This is a genomic window from Paenibacillus sabuli, assembly GCF_014705605.1.
Taxonomy (GTDB): Bacteria; Bacillota; Bacilli; order Paenibacillales; family Paenibacillaceae; genus Paenibacillus_D; species Paenibacillus_D sabuli.
This window is the reverse complement of sequence record NZ_JACXIZ010000012.1, coordinates 58,668-77,095: the sequence shown is the minus strand read 5'-3', so window position 1 is coordinate 77,095 and position 18,428 is coordinate 58,668. Positions and strand designations below refer to the sequence as shown.

Sequence of the window (18,428 nt, the reverse complement as noted above, 5' to 3'; positions counted from 1 at the left end):
GAGGGAAAGGGGCGATTGCGGGATGGGTGTACAACCGTCATTGACAAGGCAGGCGCTGACGGCGCCTTTTGTATGGTTCTCGGCGCTGATGCTGATTAAGATTGCATTGGCTTGGAGCGTGATCGCCGGCGGCAGCGCCAGCGCGATGCTGACCGACATGCTGTCGGTATGGGTGATCTTTTGTCTGATCGAGACGTTCGCCAGGCGGCGCAAGCTGCTTTATTATATGATGGTCAATGTCCTGCTGACGACGCTTTTTTTCGCCGCCATCATGTACTACAAGTATTATGGCGTCATTGTGACGTATCACGCGCTGATGCAGGTAAATCAGGTAACCGAGGTGAAGGATAGCGTATTTACCTTGATTGATCCGCAATACATGTTGATCTTTATCGATATTCTCGTGCTGGCGGTGCTGCTATTTGCGCGGCGGCGCAAGCTCGGCCGGACAGGCGTGGTCCGTCTGCCGCGTCGCTTCGCGGTGCCGGGGCTGGTGCTGCTGCTCGTCGTCTGCCTCGGCAATGTCTGGCCCCATCGGGCGAGCATGAACGAGCTGGTGCAGGCTGAGGAGATGGGGCTGCTGAATTACGAGGCCTACACGATGCTCAAGGACAAGGACGAGGCGCTGGAGCCGCTGGCGGAGATTACGCCGGCCGCAGTACGCGAGGCCAAGGGCATCAAGGAGCCGGACGAGCCGCTCATGCGGGGCGCGGCGGCCGGTCGCCATGTCATCGTCGTGCAGCTCGAATCATTTCAGGCGCTGCTGCTCGGCAGAGAGCTGGCCGGGACGGCGCTGACGCCGAATATGAACGCGCTGCTGGAGGAAGCGGACTACTTCTCGAGCTTTTATCAGCAGGTCGGCCAGGGCAACACGTCGGATGCGGAATACGTCGTCAATACGTCGCTCTACATTCCGCAGCGCGGCGCCGCTTCCCAGATTTACGGCGACAAGCGACTGCCCAGCCTGCCGCGGCTGCTCGGAGCGCACGGCTATGCGTCGGCCACCTTTCACACGAATGACGTGCATTTTTGGAATCGGGACCAGCTGTACCGGGCGCTCGGATTCGATCGGTATTACGATCAGGCCTTCTTCGGCGACGAGGATACGATCTCGTTCGGGGCCTCGGACGAGGTGCTCTACCGCAAGACCGCGGCTGAGCTGGCCCGTCTCGACGCGGAGGGCGAGTCTTTGTACGCCCACATCATCGCGGTGACGGCGCATCATCCGTTCCGCCTGCCGCAGCGCAAGCTGACGCTGGAGCTCCCCGCAGCCTATCGCGATACGCTGCCCGGCGATTACCTGCAGGCGCAGCATTACGCGGATGAGGCCTTCGGGCAGTTCGTCGCGGCGCTCAAGCAGAACGGGCTATGGGAGCGCAGTGTCATCGTCGTATACGGCGACCATCTCGGGCTGCCGATGCATGCCCTGGACGACGACGATTTGGATTTGCTGGAGGAATTGCTGGGCCGGCCGTATACGTACGCGGATATGCTCAACGTGCCGCTGGCGATCGTCATCCCGGGCTTGACGGAGACCGGCCGAGTGCTCCCCCAGCCCGGAGGACAGAGCGATATCCTCCCGACACTGGCCAATCTGCTCGGCGTGGATGCGGACGAACAAGTGCATATGGGGCAGGATCTGTACAATCATGAGACGAATCTGCTGCCGCAGCGCTATTATCTGCCCTCCGGCTCGTTTGTGACCGGCGAAGCGATCTTCATCCCCGGCAGCGGCTTCGACGACGGCGAGGTCTATCCGGCGATCGGCGGACCGCCGGCGACGCCTCCGACGGACGCGCAATACGAGCGCGCCTTGCGCTTGCTGCATCTTTCCGACAGTTACGTCAGGCAGCTTCCCGCGCATGATTAAAAACCGAAATTGCGGGTAATAGAAAGAGAAATTTAATAAAACCGCAACATTTCGAGGGCTGGCGCCGTTTATTACATGCTAGCGCCACGCCGCGCCTTTTGACATGCGGCCTCGGACGTTGCATAATGAGACTCTGTAAATTGAAAAACAACGATGGAAATATACAGAAAACTGGACGGCTGCCGTCGACGGCCGGCCTGTTTTCGTTGTGGAAAGAAGGGGATTTTATTGCATTTTCGAGAAGCTTTGCGGAGCTTGCAGACTCGACCGTTCATTTTTTTCTCGCTGATCTTGCTCGTCAAAAGCTATTTGGCCTATCTCGTTATTTTTGACAGCGGGCTGTCCTTGACGCCGCTGTTAACCGAGATCCCGTTCATCTGGCTGCTGTTCTGCCTGATCGAGTGGTTTGCCACCAAGCGCAAGCTAGTCTACTACCTGGTTGCCAATTTGTTGTTGACCGGCATTTTCTTTGCGGCCATTATGTACTACAAATATTATGGCGTCATCGTGACCTACCATGCGCTGGATCAGGTCAATCAGGTGACGGCGGTCAAGAACAGCGTTTTCTCCCTAATGGACCCGTACTACCTGCTTATTTTCACCGACATTCTCGTCATCGGGTACTTGCTGGTGCGCAGCAAGAAGCTGACGACGTGGAAACGATTTGCGACGCGGCGCGAGCATCGCGGCGTAGTCATGGCCCTGTTCGTCGTATCGCTGGTGCTGTGCTTCGTCAATGTTCTGCCGAACCGGGCCAGCATGAACGAGATCAAAAAAGCCGAGGACATGGGCATTCTCAACTATGAAGCCTACACCATCTTGTCCAAGGACAAGTTCGATCCGATCCCGCGCGAATCGATTACGCAGCAGGCGATCGATACGGAGAAAGGGCATGCCGCCCCGCAGGAGCCGTCCGATCTGAACTATTACGCGGCGGCGCAAGGCAAAAATTTGATTATTATTCAAATGGAGTCGTTCCAAAACTTCCTGATCGGTCTGGAGATCGACGGTCAGGAAATCACGCCCAACATGAATGAATTGATGCAAAAGAACTTCTACTTTCCGAACTTCTACCAGCAGGTCGGGCAAGGCAACACGTCCGATGCCGAGTTCGTCGTCAACACGTCGTTCTATATTCCGCCGCGCGGCGCGGCCTCCGGCGTCTACGCCGGCAAGGCGCTGCCGAGTCTGCCGAAGCTGCTCAAGGGTCACGGCTACGACACGGCTACCTTCCACACCAATGTCGTAGAGTTCTGGAACCGCGGCGAGATGTATCAGGCGCTTGGTTTTGACCGCTATTACGACGCCGAATTTTTCGGCACGGAGGACACCGTGTTTTTTGGCGCATCGGACGAGGTGCTGTACGACAAGACAATCGACGAGCTGGAGCGCATGAACGCGCAGGATCGTCCGTTCTACAGCCAGGTCATTTCGATGACGGCCCATCACCCGTTCACCATTCCGGCGAAAAAGCAGCGCATCGAGCTGCCTGACCGGTACAAGGACACCTTTGTCGGCGATTATATTGTGTCTCAGAATTATGCCGACGATGCGCTTGGCGATTTTATCGACGACCTCAAGGCGAAGGGCATCTGGGACGACAGCCTGGTTGTTATCTACGGGGATCATCTCGGTCTCCCGATCTACTCGCTGGACCGCAAGGACAAGGCGCTCATGGAAGAGATCTACGGCCATGAATACGGCTATACGGATATGATCAACATTCCGCTCGGCGTTATTTCGGAAGGCATGACTTACCCGGCGATCTTTGAACAGATCGGCGGTCAGGTGGATGTGCTGCCGACGGTCGCGAATCTACTCGGCATCTCGCTCGAGCACCATCTGCACTTCGGGCAGGATATCATCAACGAGACGTACAATCTGTTGCCGCAGCGCTATTATCTGCCGTCGGGCTCGTTCGTCAGCGAAGAATCCCTGTTCATGCCGGGCAGCGGCTACGAGGACGGCACGCAATACCCGCTCAGCGGCGACGGCGGGATGAACCAGGGCGCGTCCGAGGACGAATATGAGCGCGCTTTGCGCCTTCTTCACCTTTCCGACAGCTACGTCAGCCAGCTGCGCGACCGCTCGCCTGCCAAGCCTGCAGCCGAGTAAGATTTGTTGACAGGCGCCCAGCCGGTTCCGACCGGCCGGGCGCCTTGTTGTGTGTACGGGTCGTGCTCCTCGCTGATGCGGCGCGTGTCCGATCAGGAGGTCCGGGCGGCCTCTTGCCATCCGGCGCTCAGCTCGGCCAAGCCCCAGACGATGGTCACCGTCAGCAAAATGGCGATTGCGACAATGAAGAGGGCATGAAGCTTCTTCATCTGGTCACCTCCGATCATGAAACCCCTTCCATTGTATGCGGGAATCTGTCGGCACTTTCATCGTACACGAATTTGGATGCGCTTTCAATTAAAATGAGAATTATTAGAATACTGTCGAATTTACGAGTTAGAAAAGGAATCGCGCCGCTCCTGTCGAATAGGAATATGCTGACTATCTACAGGATGTGATACTGTGATTGAAATGCAAGACGTTTGGAAGACCTATGCCAAGGGCGCGCACGCGCTGCGAGGCATTTCCGTAATTATAGATCGCAACGAGTTCGTCTACCTCGTCGGGCCCTCCGGAGCGGGCAAGTCCACCTTTATGAAGCTGATCTACCGCGAAGAGGTGCCGACGAAGGGGCAAATCTCGGTAAACGGTTTTAATATCGGCAAATTAAAGCCCCGAAAAATCCCTTTTGTCAGACGCAATATCGGTGTGATTTTCCAGGATTTTCGGCTCCTGCCGCAGTTGACGGCGTATGAGAACGTCGCGTTCGCGATGGAGGTGGTCGAAGCGCCTCGCCGGATTATAAAAAAGCGGACGATGGAGGTGCTGGAACTGGTCGGGCTGCGCTACAAGCACGGCAGCCTGCCCGCACACCTGTCCGGAGGGGAGCAGCAGCGCGTCGCGATCGCCCGGGCGATCGTGAACAACCCGGCGGTCATCGTCGCGGACGAACCGACCGGCAATCTCGACCCCGAGACGTCCTGGGGCATCATGAGCCTGCTGGAGGAGATCAACTTTCGCGGCACGACGATTGTCATGGCGACGCATAATCGCGAGATCGTTAACCGCCTCCGCAAGCGCGTCATCGCCATCGAGGACGGCCTGATCGCACGCGATGAAGCCAGGGGGGAGTACGGCTATGAGATTTAGCACGTTGCTGCGTCATATCCGCGAAGGCTTCAAGAGCTTGCTGCGCAACGGGTGGATGACGTTCGCATCGGTCAGCTCGATCTGCATCTCCTTGTTCATCCTTGGCGTCTTCCTGTTCCTCGCGCTCAATGTCAATTCGCTGGCCGATCAGATCAAGAGCACCGTGCAAGTACGAGCCTTCCTCCAGCTGAATATGGAGCAGACGGAGATCGACGCGCTGCGCAATCGGATCGGCAGCATAGAGGAGGTCAGCTCGATCACCTTCGTCTCGAAGGAAGAGGGCCTGGAGTTGCTGCGGGAGAGCCTGGGCGAGGATGGTCAGGGTCTGCTGGAGGGCTTCGACGAGGTGAACAATCCGCTCCCCGACGCCTTCAATATCGAGGCCGTCGATCCGGAGCTGGTGCCGGAGATCGCGCGCAAGATCGAGGCGATCAATACGCCGGACGAGCAGCCGATCTACAGCGTCAAGTACGGTCAGGGCACGGTGGAGAGCCTGTTCAAGGTCATGGAGACGGTGCGCTGGTTCGGGCTGGGCCTCGTCGGACTGCTCGCGTTGACGGCGATGTTTTTGATCGCCAATACGATCAAGACGACGATCATTGCGCGGCGCCGCGAGATCGGCATCATGAAGCTGGTCGGCGCGACCAATACGTTTATCCGCTGGCCGTTTTTTATCGAGGGCGTATTGATCGGCCTGATCGGGTCGGGCATTACGACCGGCATTCTTATCGCCGGGTACGCACAGCTGGTCAAGGTGTCGCAATTCGAGCTCGGCCTGATGATGATCCGGCTCGTCACGCTGCAGGAATCCTGGCTCATCGTGGCGGTGCTGTTGATTACGATGGGGACGCTGATCGGCGTCTGGGGCAGTACGATATCGATTCGAAAGTACTTGAAAGTGTAGGTGAACGATGGATGAACAGACGCGCCCTTGCGCTCGTAACGGTCCTGCTGCTGGTCTGCGTCGTATTCCGGCCGATCAGCGGACAAGCCGCCTCTACGGTGGAGGAGATCGATCAGCAGATTAGCCGGGTCAAAAACGAAATGCGCTCGGCCTTAAACGAAAAAGCGTCGGCCGAGGCCGAAATGGAGACAATTCAGCAGGAACGGGAAGCTACGCAGGAGTCGCTGAATCTGGTCATGGATCAAATCAACGAGGTCGCGGTCAACATGCAAAACGTCAGCATCAAAATAGCCGACACTGAGCTCGCGCTCCAGGAGGCCGGGCGCAATCTGGAGGACACGGAGGCGCGCATCGAGCAGCGCGACGAGCTGCTGCAGTCGCGGGTGCGGCTGCTGTATACGAGCGGCTTCGTGTCGTATATGGACGTGCTGCTGAGCTCGACCAGCTTTGCCGATTTTCTGACCCGCACGGATGCGCTCCAGGCTATCCTGCATCAGGACAAGGATATCCTGGCCGAGCACAAGCGCGACAAGGAGCTCCAAATCGTCCAGCAGCAGGAGATCGAGGACAAGATGGCGGAGGTTACTGCGCTGTATGGTCGACTCGAGGCGTACAGCATGCAGCTGATGGAGAAGGAGAAGCAGAAGGAAGTCATGATTCTGAATTACGACAAGCGTACGGAGGAATTGGAGCACGTCTCCGAGGAGCAGGAAGCGCTGGTCATGCAGCTGGCACGCAAAAACGCCGATCTGGAAAAGGAAAAGGTACGGGTGCAGTCGGTGTACAGCGGCGGCAAAATGCTGCTGCCGATCGGCCAAGGCTATCGCATCAGCTCGAGCTTCGGCCCGCGCACGCACCCAATCACCGGCGTCAAGGGCAAGATGCATACCGGCACGGATTTTGCCGCGCCGCAGGGTACGCCAATCTATGCCGCCGAGGCTGGCACTGTCATCGTCGCGCAGGTGACGAGCGGCTATGGCAACACGGTCATTATCGACCACGGCAATGGCATCTGGACGTTGTATGCTCACATTCGCAACGGCGGCATCAAAGTCGAGAGCGGAGAACAGGTCAAGCGCGGACAAAAAATTGCCGAGGTCGGCACGACAGGCAACTCGACAGGGCCTCATCTGCACTTTGAGGTGCGCGAGAACGAAAAACCGGTCGACCCGATGGGGTATTTGCGTTAACTACCGGGTAAATAATTCCTGGTAGCTTGTCATATACTAGCGGAGGCTAACAGGTGCGGGAATCGTGCCTTGGCAACAGGCTTGAAAAGGGCGGTGAACGCATGAAATTCAACGGACGTACAGTGGTGGCCTTCATCCTGCTGTCGGTGACGGCAACGGTGCTGATCACCTTGACGGCAGCGGATCGGTCGGTCATCGCCGATCTGGTCAGCCGTGCGGGCTTGGCGACGACGCCCTCGGCCATGCAGGGAAGCACGCTCACCGGCGAAGAGGAGGACAAGCTGGAGGCGGTCTTATCCCTGATCGAGAACAAATATTACAAGGAAGTCGAGCGCGACGACTTGATGGACGGCGCGATCAACGGTATGATCGGCGCGCTGGAGGACCCGTATTCCACGTACATGGAAGGCAGCGTGGCGGAACACTTCTCGGAATCGATCGAGGGCTCGTTCAGCGGCATCGGCGCCGAGGTGACGATGGAGGGCGGCAATATCACGATCGTATCGCCGATCAAAAATTCGCCGGCCGAGAAGGCGGGCCTGCTGCCCAAGGATGTGCTGATCGCGGTCAACGGCGAAAGCCTGGAAGGGCTGGCACTCAACGAAGCCGTAGCCAAAATTCGCGGTCCCAGAGGGACGAAGGCCAATGTTACGGTCAGGCGCCCCGGCGTATCGGAACCGATCGAGCTGGTCATCGTGCGCGATGACATCGACGTCGAGACAGTGTATGCCAAAATGCTGGACGGCGGCATCGGAAGCATCGAGATTCGCCAATTCTCCATGAATACCGGCACCCGCTTCCTGGAGGAGCTGGAGACGCTCGAGGAGCAGGGTCTGAAGGGGCTGATCATCGATGTACGGGGCAATCCGGGCGGGGTGCTGCCGGTCGTCGTCTCGATCGCGGAGCCGTTCGTGCCGAAGGGCGAGCCGATCGTCCAGGTCGAGGATCGCAGCGGCAATGCCGAGCAGACGCTGTCCAAGGGAGCCGGGCGCGACTATCCGCTCGTCGTGCTGGTCAACGGCGGCAGCGCCAGCGCCTCCGAGGTGCTGGCAGGTGCGCTCCGCGAGCGCGCCGATGCCACGATCGTCGGCGAGACCACCTTCGGCAAAGGAACGGTGCAGGTCAGCTACAACAAGGCGCTTGGCGACGACAGCCTGGTCAAGATGACGATTGCAAAGTGGCTCACGCCGGACGGCAATTGGATTCACGAGAAAGGCATTCGTCCCGATGTCGAGGCGCCGCCGCCGGATTATTACACGGCTCCGCGTCTGGCCAAGGATACGACGCTAAAGCCGGACACGGTCGGCGAGCAGGTCAAAAGCATGCAAATGATGCTGGAGGGGCTCGGCTACGATCCGGGACGCAAGGACGGCTATTACAGCGAGCAGACCGCCGATGCGGTCGCCAAGCTCCAGGCCGACGAGGGCCTGCCGGAAACGGGCGAGCTGACGCCGGAGACGGCCGAGAAGCTGGAGTCGCGCCTCGTGGCCTACATCCGCGACGATGCCAACGATACGCAGATGGACGAAGCGGTCCGCGTGCTCAAGGAACAAATTGCCGGAGGCGCATAGCGGCAGGAATCGCGGCCGCGGCCGTCGAATACGTAGAAGGCTGGGCACTGTCGCAGGCTGCGGCAACGGCCCGGCCTTCTTTTGCAATCAAATCATGGCATAAATGTGCCGCATCTGCCGTCTGCTGGCAGCAGGACGGCTGAATTGGGGGAGAGCGACAAGTGGACAATATGGCCGAGCTCGGGCGCCAGGCTGTCGAGGCGCTGCTGCAGCTGCTCCTACAGCCGCTAAGTTATGTTGCTGTGCTGGTCCTGGCCCTGTATTATATGCGTCAGACCCGAATCGAACGGCGCTTGTTCCAGATGAAGCTGCAAGCCTGGCCGCTGCTCCTGCTGCGCCTCCTGGGGGGCGGGCTGGCGGTCGGTCTGCTCGTCTCATGCGCGGCCGTCCTGCTCGGTATACGGATCACGCCGGATACGCTCTACTGGGTATGGGGGGCGGGGCTGCTGCTGTCGCTGATCCGGGTGCGATTCCTGTGTATCGTCTACGCCGCCGGGTTGGTCGGTCTGCTGCAGTGGATCGCCGGCTGGCTCGCCTGGGAGACCTGGCCGTCACCGCTGGAGGGCGTTGCGGCTTCGCTGGCTCGCGTAGAGCCTGGCTCGCTGCTGCTGCTGGCCGCGGTCCTGCATCTGGGCGAAGCGATCCTGCTGCGCGTGCAGGGCGAGCGGCTGTCCAGTCCGCGGCTGCTGGCCGGCAAGCGCGGCAAGCTGATCGGGGCCTACCGGCTCCAGGGGCTGTGGCCGGTACCGCTGCTGCTCTTGACGCCGGCGCTGGAAGCGGGCGCAGGGGCGGCATTGCCGTGGACGCCGCTGCTGGGAGGCGCGGAGAGCGCCGGCGGTTGGCTGCTGCTGGGCTTGCCGGCGGTCATCGGCTACGGCAGCTGGACACGCGCCCAGCTGCCCGGGCAGCTGGCGCGCCGCGCCGCACGGGGCGCACTGCTCTATAGCGTGCTGCTCGGCGGGCTCGCGGCGGCGGCGCTCTGGTGGGCGCCGCTCACCGCGCTGGCGGCGCTGGCCGCCCCGCTGCTGCACGAAGCGCTGGCGCGCCGGGGGCGGCGCGGGGAGGATGCCCGGCTGCGCTACATGCACGACGAGCGCGGGCTGTGCGTACTGGGCGTCGTGCCGGGCACGCCGGCCGCACAGCTCGGCATCACGGCCGGCGAGCGCTTGCACAAGGTCAACGGCATCCGCGTGCGGACGCGCCAAGAGCTGTATGAAGCGCTTCATGCCAATTCGGCTTTCTGCAAGCTGGAGGTGCTCAACCACGAGCAGGAGCTCAAGTTTTTGCAGCGCGCGCGCTTCGACGGCGAGCCGCATCAGCTCGGCATCATTTTGGCGCCGGACGAGCGCGACGAGCGCTACGCCCTGGAGCGGGGGGCTTCCCTGCTCGATCTCGTCGCGCGCCGCCGCGCGACGCGTCATCGCAGCGACGAAGCGGCCCTTTGAGTTAACTGCAGCCGATCGTCATCCAGGCCTCGAGGGTCTCGCCAGCAGGCACCTCGGGCAGCTCCTGTCGCCGATTGAGCTCGCCGGTGAGCGCCATCCAGGGCTCGACGCAGACGAACGGCTTGCCTTCGACCGACCACAAGACGACATAGCGAAAATGGTCGCTATAGGCCATGTGCACCGTGCATTGCTCGCTCAGCGAGAAGGCAATGCGCGGTGCTTTTGCGTCCAGCAGCGCGACCGATTCGACGAGTCCGCCTAGGTCGATCGGACCGTCGAGCGTCTTGGTCTCGCCGTCGTTGTAGTCGAGGTAGCGGGTGGCGTCGGTGGCGCAGGCGATCGTTTTGTCCGTCTTGGCGAAATACGGGTGGAAGCCGGCATACATCGGCATCGGCTGCGCGGAGCGGTTCGCATACCGCTGTTCGATGCGCAGCGCGCCGTCCTGCAAAATATAAGTGAATTCCAGCTCAAAATCGAACGGATAGTGACGCAGCGTTTCCTCGTCGCTGCTGAGACGCAGCGTGATGGCGGCCGCGCCCTCGGTACGCGTATGCATGACCTCCCAAGGCTTGATGCGGGCGACCCCGTGGTTCGGCATCTCGTAAGACGCGCCCTCCCATGCATAACGCTTGTCCTCCAATTGACCGCAGATCGGAAACAAAATCGGATTGCCGCCGCGGATATTAGCGTTCGGGTCGAGCAGGGTAGCCTCGTCCAAATAAAAAAGCGATTTGCCGCCAAGGATCAGCGAAGTGGCAATGCCGCCGCGCGCCGGGCAGACGGTCACGGCGGATTGGGTGGCGGGCTCGCGCAGCTCGTACATCGTGTACGTCTGCTCGAAGGTCCGTACTTCATAATGGTTCATGTTTTCAGGGCTCCTTTATCGTACTTTGGATTGGATGGAATGCAAATATTCGGTGGGCGACATGCCGGTGGCGGTGCGGAATTGACGCGAGAAGCTATGGACGCTGCCGTACTGCAGTCTGGCCGCGATTTCGGTAAAGGTAAGCCTGCCCTCGCGAATGAGCTGACGTGCTTTTTGCTGCTTCAAGTTCCGGAAATAGCGCATAATGCTCTGTCCCGTCTGCGCTTTAAACAGCGCCAAGGCGTGATTTTTACTCAAGTTAAACGTATGGCACACCGCGTCCAGCTTCAGATCCTCCTCGACCCGCTCTTCGAGCAGCGCAATTATTTTACGGACCAGACTTTCTTCGCCCAAGTGCCGCACCGTCCCCGAGCGCCGTTCTGCTTTGCCGGCGGCCTGGCCGCTGTGCAGCAGATCGAGCAGCAGCATTTCCAGGTGAATTTTGAAGAGCTGCTCCGCGCCGAGCGGCGCATCGGCCCTGCGGGTCAGCTTGTGGTCGAACGGCTCGTCGAAGGGCGGCTTGAAGGCATCGTAGCCATGCTGCATCATCTGTGCGAGCATCTCCCGCTGCCGTGCGCCGAGGGTGACGAGCCGGCGCTCGAAGAAGTGGGCGGCCTCGGACGCGCACTCGAACGCCACCACGACGACATTGGGCGCGGTGCCGCTGATGGCCCACAGGCTATGGAATTCATCGGGCCTGTGAAAGATCATGTCGCCCTGCTTGAGCCGGTAGCCTTCGCCGTCGGCATACACACCGAGCTCCCCCTTGTCGACATAACACATCTCCCAAAAATCATGCTGTTCGCCGTCAAAGACGTAGGTCGGCGCGAATTCGAAGTAGTGCAGCGAGATTAGCCGTTTGATCGCGAGCGGCTCGCCTAGGGTCATGCGCGGAAACAAATCGGCGCTCACGTGACCGCCTCCTCCTTTGCGCTTTGCTCCATTATATCATGTTAGGGATTTCTGCTACATCTTGCGTGACTTGTGCTAAAGATTGCGCACACCGGAGGGCGCTACAATAGGGGGGACAGGACGAAAGCACGAAAAAGGAGGAGCCGCAGATGAAGAAAGGCATTAACATTTGGTCCTTCGCGGAAGGACAGTCGGTGGAGGCGTGCATGGAGCTGGCCCGCAGCGCTGGCTACGACGGCATCGAGCTGGCGCTCGGCGAGCAGGGGGAGCTCGGGATGGAAACGACCGAGTCCGGAGCGGGCGAGATTCGGCGGCGCGCTGCCGAGATCGGCATCGAGCTGGCCGGTCTGGCGACCGGGTTGTATTGGGACTACGCCTTTACCTCCGAAGATGCGGCGACGCGCCGGCGGGCGAGCGAGATCGCGCGCCGCCAGATCGAGCTTGCCGCATGGCTGGAAGCGAAGACGATTCTGGTCATCCCCGGCGCGGTCGGGGTCGATTTTATGCCCGGCAGCGAGGTCGTCCGCTACGACACGGCTTATGACCGCGCGCTCGAAGCGGTCTCGGAGCTTGCTGAGCATGCGGAGCGTCATGGCGTGCGGCTGGCGCTGGAGAATGTCTGGAATAAATTTTTACTGTCTCCGCTGGAGTTTCGCGATTTTGTCGACAAGGTCGGTAGCCCCGGCGTCGGCGTATATCTCGATGTGGGCAACGTCGTCGCGACGGGGTACCCCGAGCATTGGATCGATATTTTGGATCATCGCATTTTCCAAGTGCACTTCAAGGATTATCGCCGTCAAGCGGGCGGACTGCACGGCTTTGTCGATCTGCTTGCCGGCGACGTGGATTATCCGCAGGTGATGCAGCGGCTCGGCGCGATCGGCTACGACGGCTACGCCGTGGCGGAGATGCTGCCGCCGTATACGCATCATTCGGATCAAATTATCTACAATACGGCTGCGGCCATGCAGGCCATTATGGAGCCGAAGGAGGGCAACGCTCATGATTAAAATCGGTCTGGTCGGCGCAGGATTCATGGGGCGCATGCACGCCAAGTGCTACGAGGCGCTGCGCGAGCGGGGCGGCTTCGAGGTAGTGGCGGTCGCCGATCTAAATACGGCGCAGGCGGCCGAGCTGGCCGAGCCGCTGGGCGCTGCGGTCTTCGCTTCGGCCGAGGAGATGATGGCCCAGGCGGACATCAACACGGTCGACATCTGCCTGCCGACGTTTTTGCACGCCGAGCTGGCGCTGCAGGCGATGGACAAGGGCATGAATCTGTTCATCGAGAAGCCCGTCTGCCGCAACAGCGAGGAGGCGGCGCGCCTGCTGCGCAAGCAGGAGGAGACCGGAGCCGCGGTGATGATCGGGCAGTGTATTCGTTTTTGGCCGGAGTACACGGAGCTGCGGCGCATCTATGAGGCAGGACGCTACGGCAAGCTGACCTCGGCTGTGTTCACAAGGCGGAGCCCGCATCCCGACTGGGTATGGGAGCAGTGGCTGGACGACGAGGCGAAGAGCGGCTCGGCGGCGCTGGACCTGCACATCCATGACGTCGATTATGTGCGCGCCTTGCTGGGGGAGCCCCAGCGCATCAGCACCGAGCTCGTCCGGGATCGCGGCGCGAATGTCCATATTCATAGTCTGTACCGCTACGGCGACGTCGTCGTCGGGCTCGAGGGCGGCTGGGATTACCCGCCATCCTTTCCGTTGGAGATGGCCTTCACTGTGCAGTTCGAGCAAGCGACAGTCGTCTTCAGCTCGAACGCCGCGCCCACGCTCCGCGTCTTTACGGCGAGCGGCGAGGTGCTGGAGCCGGAGCTGGAGCAGCCGGATCTGAGCGGCGCTGCATCCGGCGATAGCGGCGGCAATATCAGCAGCCTCGGCGGGTACTACAATGAATTGCGCTATTTTATCGATCGCTTGTCGAGCGGCGAGCCGATTGCCGAATCGACGCTGGCCGACGGCTGCGCGTCTCTGGCGCTGCTGGAGAGAGCGCTGGCTGCGGCCGAGCGGTAACCGGTGCGAGGGAGCGACGCAGACGCGCGCACTCAAACGGCGGGCTTCGTGTATAATCGACTAAAAGGATTGTACACAACGTAAAAGGGGAACGTCAGGATGAGGAATGAACGTTTGCAAAATGCCGGATATGCCACTGGCCGCGGCGCGCTTGAGCTTGCCGTTGCCGGCTGGAGCGATCTGAGCGTTAAGCTGTGGGATCTGCGCCGCGCCTGCTTCGATGAAGAATCGCCTGGGCCGGATGAGACGACGCGCTCGGAGCGCTACATGTTAAACGTATTTTATCCGAACGATGGTGCCAGCGTCCGATGCGGCATCAACGGCGAGCGATTGGAACGCCGTCAGCCTTTTTCCGTGGTCTGCGAGCCTGGAGACGAAGTGTGCTTCGGCTTCTCCGGCGGCTGTACAGTGTGGACCTTTTTCTTTCAGGCCGACTGGGCCTCCTCGGCGGGGCCCGCGCCGCATCTGCGCTTGCCTGAGCAACGTCTGGTTATTCCGCATCTCGATCGGGATGTGCAACGCCTCTGCCTGTCCTTGAGTACGCACTGGAATGGAGACGAATTGGATCGGTTTCGCTGCCAGGCGTTGTTTCAGGAATTGCTCTACGTATTGCTGCGTCAGACGCATGAGACGGTCAAGCTCGATCCCCGAATGGCGATTGAGGAGACACGGCGCTATATGGACCGGCACTTTGCCGTCAAGCTGTCAATTGAACATCTGGCTCGCCGCACAGGCACGAGCGAGGGGTATTTTATGCAGCTTTTTAGAAAGGTCTACGGGTGCAGCCCGCTGGATTACATCGCCGAGCGACGCCTCGAGGAGGCACAGCGCTGGTTGCGCCGCGCGCCGAACATGCCGGTTCGCGATGTCTCGCGTACGGTAGGCTACGAGGACGAGGGTTACTTCAGCCGCAGATTCAAGCAAAAACTGGGCATTACGCCCAGCGCATACCGAACGAGCAACCATTACAGAGCTGTGGCGTTGAATTATCATACAATCGGGTATTTGCTCGCGTTGCAGATCATTCCGAGCGGAGCGCGTCTGGATCCCAGGTATGTACGGGAGTATCACGACCGATACGCGGACGATGTGGCGGTTCGTTTGGATCATTTGCAGGATCCGGGCATTGTGTTGCAAACATTGGCCAGGCACGAACCGGACCTGATTGTGGTTCGAGAAAATATCGGATCGCATCAGATTGCGGAGCTGAAGCGTCTTGCGCCTGTCCTTGTGCTGCCATGGCACGATACCGTGCATTGGCGAACCATGTTTCGTCTCGCCGCGACTTTTTTGCATAAGGAAACACAAGCGGAGCGTTGGCTGCAGCAATACGATCGACGAGCCGAACACGTGCGTCGTCGCATTCCGGCGGCGGTTCGCCGCGAATCGTTGCTGATTGTAGGCGCGACTGACCAAGGCATGGTCTTGGTTGGGCGGCGGCATGCGGGCAGCGTCATGTACGAGGACCTGGGCTTCGCTCCGGCCTTTACGCCGCCTACGGCGCTGCATCCGATGCAGCCGGAGCAATTGGCATCGATTGACGCGGATCGTATTTTACTTATTGCCGACAGCGGGACGGCCGCTCGTCACGACTTGCAGACGTTATACCGCAGTTCTGCATGGCGCACGCTTCGCGCCGTGCACAGTCGCAAGGTTCATCGTGTGGACAGGGGCTTGTGGTTTGAGTATACGCCGCATGCGCATTTATGGGTCTTGCAAGCGGCAGCCGCGCTTTTCAGCTAAGTATTGTCCCATAACCTGATACGGATTCTCCATGGCTTTCATTGAACGCCGCATTTATAATTGATATTGATTATCATTATGAATTGATGGAGGTCATCATGAATTACAACGGTATCAAATGGTGGACATGTTTGATTTGTCTGTGCAGCCTCGTCCTTGTCACCGCCTGCGGCGGGACGAGCCCGTCGCAATCCTCACAATCCGAATCGGACCATGCATCGCCGACGTCCGACTCTGCGGAAAGCCATTCCGACCAACCGATCATGTATACGGACGATTACGGGCGGGAAGTGAAGATTACCGGCAAGCCGCAGCGGATTCTTGGCGTTTACTTAGAAGACCCGCTTGTGGCGCTCGGCTTGACACCGCTGCTCCAATTTAATTTTGGCGGAGCCGGCGCAGCTTATTTACAGCGCTATATTGCGGACGTGCCGCTGGCCGGCAGCACGCCGATGCCGGCTCCGGAGCGGGTGCTGGAGCTCGATCCGGATTTGATTATCACGCATTCCCTCGTGCTGGCAGCCGACAAGATTGAGCCTTATGCCAAAATTGCGCCGACGTATGCCATTGATGCCTCCACGAGCGGGTGGAAGGACATTTTATTGACGATCGGAACCTTGGTCGGAGAATCGGAGAAGGCGCAGCAACTGCTCGAGACGTATGACCAATCGCTGAGCGATGCGCGCGAGCGTCTGCAGCGGCAGGTAGGAACGGACACGTTCGCGCTCGTGCGGATTGCCAATGACAAGGATATTCGTCTCTATCGGACCGACGATCCGTTCAGCGGCGAGCTGCTGTACGACGACCTCGGCTTGAAGCCGGCTGCGCTGGTCGAGACGTTGCCGGAGGACGGCAACATCTCCATCTCTATGGAGGTTATCCCGCAACTCACTGCCGACCATATTATTCTTGTCATCAATGATAACGGCAAGGCGCAGGCCGAGGAATTGTTGGCAAGTCCGCTGTGGCAAGGCCTCCCCGCCTACCAGAACGACCAAATTTACGAGGTTGACGCCTCGTTGTGGCTTTCCCTGGGCTATATTGCCAACACCGGCAAGATCGAAGACTTGCTGGCGCGGACCGCCGAGTAGGCGAGAGGGGGGATCGCTATGCCCAGTGATGAGTTGTATGACATGACGATTATCGGGGGCGGACCTGCCGGTATGTATGCCGCTTTTTACGGCGGCATGCGGGATATGAAGATCAAGCTTGTTGAAGCCCAAAATGCGCTTGGCGGTTTTTTGCATACGTACCCGGAAAAAATGATTTGGGACGTAGGCGGCATTCCGCCGATCCGGTGCGAAAAATTGATCGGCTGGTTGTCCGAGCAGGCAGTCGTTTTTCAGCCAACGGTGTTGTTTAATCAACGTATTGTGCATGTCGATCGTTTGTCCGACGACACGCTTGAACTGAAGACGGCGTCCGGGGAAAGACACTATACGCGGACCATTGTAGTGGCGGTCGGCCGTGGCGTCACATCGCTTCAAAAGCTGGAGATTGAAGGGGCAAATCGCTACGAGTTGACGAATCTATATTATACCGTACAAAATCTTTCCCAATTTGCCGGCAAACGCATCCTCATCTCGGGGGGCGGCAATTCGGCCGTAGATTGGGCTAACGCCTTGTCCGAAGTAGCGGAGCGAGTGACGGTCGTACACCGAAAACCTGAGTTCACGGCAATGGAACGGCATGTCGCCGACATGCGGGCGGCGACGAAGGTTCGCACGCCCTATCAAGTAGAGGCGCTGCACGGAGAACGCGACCTGATTCATGCTGTCACGATTCGCAACGTGGAAGACGGGTCTACGGAGCTGCATGATGTCGATGCCGTGGTGGTCAACCACGGGTACAGCCGCGATACCGGTATTCTAAAAAGCTGGGGTTTCGAGCTGGGCGAATGGGGCTTGAACGTGAGCGAGCGGGCTGAGACCAACATTCCGGGTATTTTTGCCGCCGGCGACTGCGCCGCTTATGGCAGCAAGGTGCGCTTGATTGCCGGAGCCTTTACGGATGCGGTATTGGCGGTCAACAGCGCCAAGCGGTACCTGGACCCGGAAGCGCCGCCCTCGGCTTACGTCTCCTCCCACAATGATCGATTCAAGTCGCGCAATCGCGTGCTGACGCAGGTTAAGAATCAAAACGAGCGCTGAGAAAAGGAGCGCTTGGCGCACCGAAACGCACAACCCGAAAGCTCCTTCCGCACAGCAGCTTCACGAGCCTCAGCTCGAGAAGCTGCTGTATTTGCGTTTGTAATAGCCGTGCCCGTATCGCGAGTGACGCGGATGGTGGCTATGACGCGGCGGATAAGGCGGCGGGTTGGTTTCTCCCGTTCTTCCTGCTATGCTTGAATGAATGCAAATGAGGTGAAGCGGCGCATGCGCGAGCCTCGGCCGGCAAGCGATCTGTACGGCGTCGGGCACCTGCTGCTGTTCCTGCTGTATGCCGGGTACGAGGAGCCGGCCGCAGGCAAGACGGGAGCGCCAGGCCAGGAGCCTGAGCCGGGCTGGGACGAAGAGCTCGAGCTGAGCGCGGGACGCCCGAGCTGATCAAGCGCCTGCTCGGCGAGGCGCCTTTTGCGAATGCGAATGCGGTGGCGGCGGCGATCGCCGAATTGCCGTCTGTTCTGAATGGATCGGTGCAGGATTCGGGAAGCATGTAGAGACATCCGTCAGACCGACACCCACAATTTGCGATAAGCGATCGGAGGT

The 18,428-nt window shown here is 59.7% G+C and carries 15 protein-coding genes; 13 read left to right on the top strand and 2 right to left on the bottom strand.

Annotated elements, in window-relative coordinates:
* Positions 1–22: 22 nt before the first annotated feature.
* The 7 genes from IDH44_RS06170 (at position 23) to IDH44_RS06140 (ending at position 10,184) form a co-directional block, all read left to right on the top strand.
* On the top strand, positions 23–1,870 hold the full coding sequence (locus IDH44_RS06170; protein WP_190915739.1) for an LTA synthase family protein: 1,848 nt from the start codon (positions 23–25) through the stop codon (positions 1,868–1,870).
* A 246-nt stretch (positions 1,871–2,116) separates the two neighbouring features.
* Positions 2,117–3,985 (top strand): LTA synthase family protein, encoded by a 1,869-nt coding sequence (locus tag IDH44_RS06165; protein ID WP_397326748.1) that lies wholly within the window; start codon positions 2,117–2,119, stop codon positions 3,983–3,985.
* 402 nt (positions 3,986–4,387) lie between these two features.
* Entirely contained in the window at positions 4,388–5,074 is a 687-nt protein-coding gene (ftsE, locus tag IDH44_RS06160) for a cell division ATP-binding protein FtsE (protein WP_317890123.1), read from the top strand.
* The gene (gene ftsX / locus IDH44_RS06155) at positions 5,064–5,978 is read left to right on the top strand and encodes a permease-like cell division protein FtsX (protein WP_190915735.1); all 915 of its coding nucleotides are present in this window, start codon (positions 5,064–5,066) and stop codon (positions 5,976–5,978) included. The genes ftsE and ftsX overlap by 11 nt, the downstream gene beginning before the upstream one ends.
* A gap of 11 nt (positions 5,979–5,989) precedes the next feature.
* Positions 5,990–7,168, top strand: a complete 1,179-nt coding sequence (locus IDH44_RS06150) for a murein hydrolase activator EnvC family protein (protein ID WP_190915733.1) — start codon at positions 5,990–5,992, stop codon at positions 7,166–7,168.
* A 101-nt stretch (positions 7,169–7,269) separates the two neighbouring features.
* Positions 7,270–8,739 (top strand): S41 family peptidase, encoded by a 1,470-nt coding sequence (locus IDH44_RS06145; RefSeq protein WP_190915732.1) that lies wholly within the window; start codon positions 7,270–7,272, stop codon positions 8,737–8,739.
* 170 nt (positions 8,740–8,909) lie between these two features.
* The gene (locus IDH44_RS06140; protein ID WP_223869433.1) at positions 8,910–10,184 is read left to right on the top strand and encodes a PDZ domain-containing protein; all 1,275 of its coding nucleotides are present in this window, start codon (positions 8,910–8,912) and stop codon (positions 10,182–10,184) included.
* Position 10,185: 1 nt separating this feature from the next.
* Here the strand turns inward: IDH44_RS06140 and IDH44_RS06135 are convergent, their stop codons facing one another.
* Together IDH44_RS06135 and IDH44_RS06130 are read right to left on the bottom strand one after the other, a co-directional pair.
* The gene (locus IDH44_RS06135) at positions 10,186–11,049 is read right to left on the bottom strand and encodes an aldose epimerase family protein (protein WP_190915728.1); all 864 of its coding nucleotides are present in this window, start codon (positions 11,047–11,049) and stop codon (positions 10,186–10,188) included.
* 15 nt (positions 11,050–11,064) lie between these two features.
* Positions 11,065–11,961, bottom strand: coding sequence for a helix-turn-helix domain-containing protein (locus tag IDH44_RS06130; RefSeq protein WP_190915726.1), 897 nt, complete (start codon positions 11,959–11,961; stop codon positions 11,065–11,067).
* A 149-nt stretch (positions 11,962–12,110) separates the two neighbouring features.
* On the opposite strand from IDH44_RS06130, the gene IDH44_RS06125 reads away from it, so the two are divergent.
* The 6 genes from IDH44_RS06125 to IDH44_RS06100 all read left to right on the top strand — a co-directional run bounded on the left by IDH44_RS06125 (position 12,111) and on the right by IDH44_RS06100 (position 18,266).
* Positions 12,111–12,971: a sugar phosphate isomerase/epimerase family protein gene (locus IDH44_RS06125; RefSeq protein WP_190915724.1), complete on the top strand. Its 861-nt coding sequence runs from the start codon at positions 12,111–12,113 to the stop codon at positions 12,969–12,971.
* A complete protein-coding gene (locus IDH44_RS06120) occupies positions 12,964–13,977 on the top strand; it encodes a Gfo/Idh/MocA family protein (protein ID WP_190915723.1) in 1,014 nt (337 codons plus the stop codon). Before IDH44_RS06125 ends, IDH44_RS06120 begins: the two co-directional genes overlap by 8 nt.
* Before the next feature lie 99 nt (positions 13,978–14,076).
* The gene (locus IDH44_RS06115) at positions 14,077–15,720 is read left to right on the top strand and encodes a helix-turn-helix domain-containing protein (RefSeq protein ID WP_190915721.1); all 1,644 of its coding nucleotides are present in this window, start codon (positions 14,077–14,079) and stop codon (positions 15,718–15,720) included.
* 98 nt (positions 15,721–15,818) lie between these two features.
* Positions 15,819–16,811, top strand: a complete 993-nt coding sequence (locus IDH44_RS06110) for an iron-siderophore ABC transporter substrate-binding protein (RefSeq protein WP_190915719.1) — start codon at positions 15,819–15,821, stop codon at positions 16,809–16,811.
* 18 nt (positions 16,812–16,829) lie between these two features.
* Positions 16,830–17,870 carry an NAD(P)/FAD-dependent oxidoreductase gene (locus tag IDH44_RS06105; RefSeq protein WP_190915717.1) on the top strand — a complete coding sequence of 347 codons (1,041 nt, stop codon included), beginning with the start codon at positions 16,830–16,832 and terminating at the stop codon, positions 17,868–17,870.
* A gap of 225 nt (positions 17,871–18,095) precedes the next feature.
* A complete protein-coding gene (locus IDH44_RS06100) occupies positions 18,096–18,266 on the top strand; it encodes a hypothetical protein (protein WP_190915715.1) in 171 nt (56 codons plus the stop codon).
* Positions 18,267–18,428 lie beyond the last annotated feature (162 nt).

Bases quoted from the DNA above. Each gene is read 5' to 3' on its own strand.
- IDH44_RS06150 (WP_190915733.1), top strand. From the start codon at position 5,990: ATGAACAGACGCGCCCTTGCGCTCGTAACGGTCCTGCTGCTGGTCTGC.
- IDH44_RS06125 (WP_190915724.1), top strand. From the start codon at position 12,111: ATGAAGAAAGGCATTAACATTTGGTCCTTCGCGGAAGGACAGTCGGTG.
- ftsX (WP_190915735.1), top strand. From the start codon at position 5,064: ATGAGATTTAGCACGTTGCTGCGTCATATCCGCGAAGGCTTCAAGAGC.
- IDH44_RS06115 (WP_190915721.1), top strand. From the start codon at position 14,077: ATGAGGAATGAACGTTTGCAAAATGCCGGATATGCCACTGGCCGCGGC.
- IDH44_RS06105 (WP_190915717.1), top strand. From the start codon at position 16,830: ATGCCCAGTGATGAGTTGTATGACATGACGATTATCGGGGGCGGACCT.
- IDH44_RS06100 (WP_190915715.1), top strand. From the start codon at position 18,096: ATGCGCGAGCCTCGGCCGGCAAGCGATCTGTACGGCGTCGGGCACCTG.
- IDH44_RS06110 (WP_190915719.1), top strand. From the start codon at position 15,819: ATGAATTACAACGGTATCAAATGGTGGACATGTTTGATTTGTCTGTGC.
- IDH44_RS06140 (WP_223869433.1), top strand. From the start codon at position 8,910: ATGGCCGAGCTCGGGCGCCAGGCTGTCGAGGCGCTGCTGCAGCTGCTC.
- IDH44_RS06135 (WP_190915728.1), bottom strand. From the start codon at position 11,049: ATGAACCATTATGAAGTACGGACCTTCGAGCAGACGTACACGATGTAC.
- IDH44_RS06145 (WP_190915732.1), top strand. From the start codon at position 7,270: ATGAAATTCAACGGACGTACAGTGGTGGCCTTCATCCTGCTGTCGGTG.
- IDH44_RS06120 (WP_190915723.1), top strand. From the start codon at position 12,964: ATGATTAAAATCGGTCTGGTCGGCGCAGGATTCATGGGGCGCATGCAC.
- IDH44_RS06170 (WP_190915739.1), top strand. From the start codon at position 23: ATGGGTGTACAACCGTCATTGACAAGGCAGGCGCTGACGGCGCCTTTT.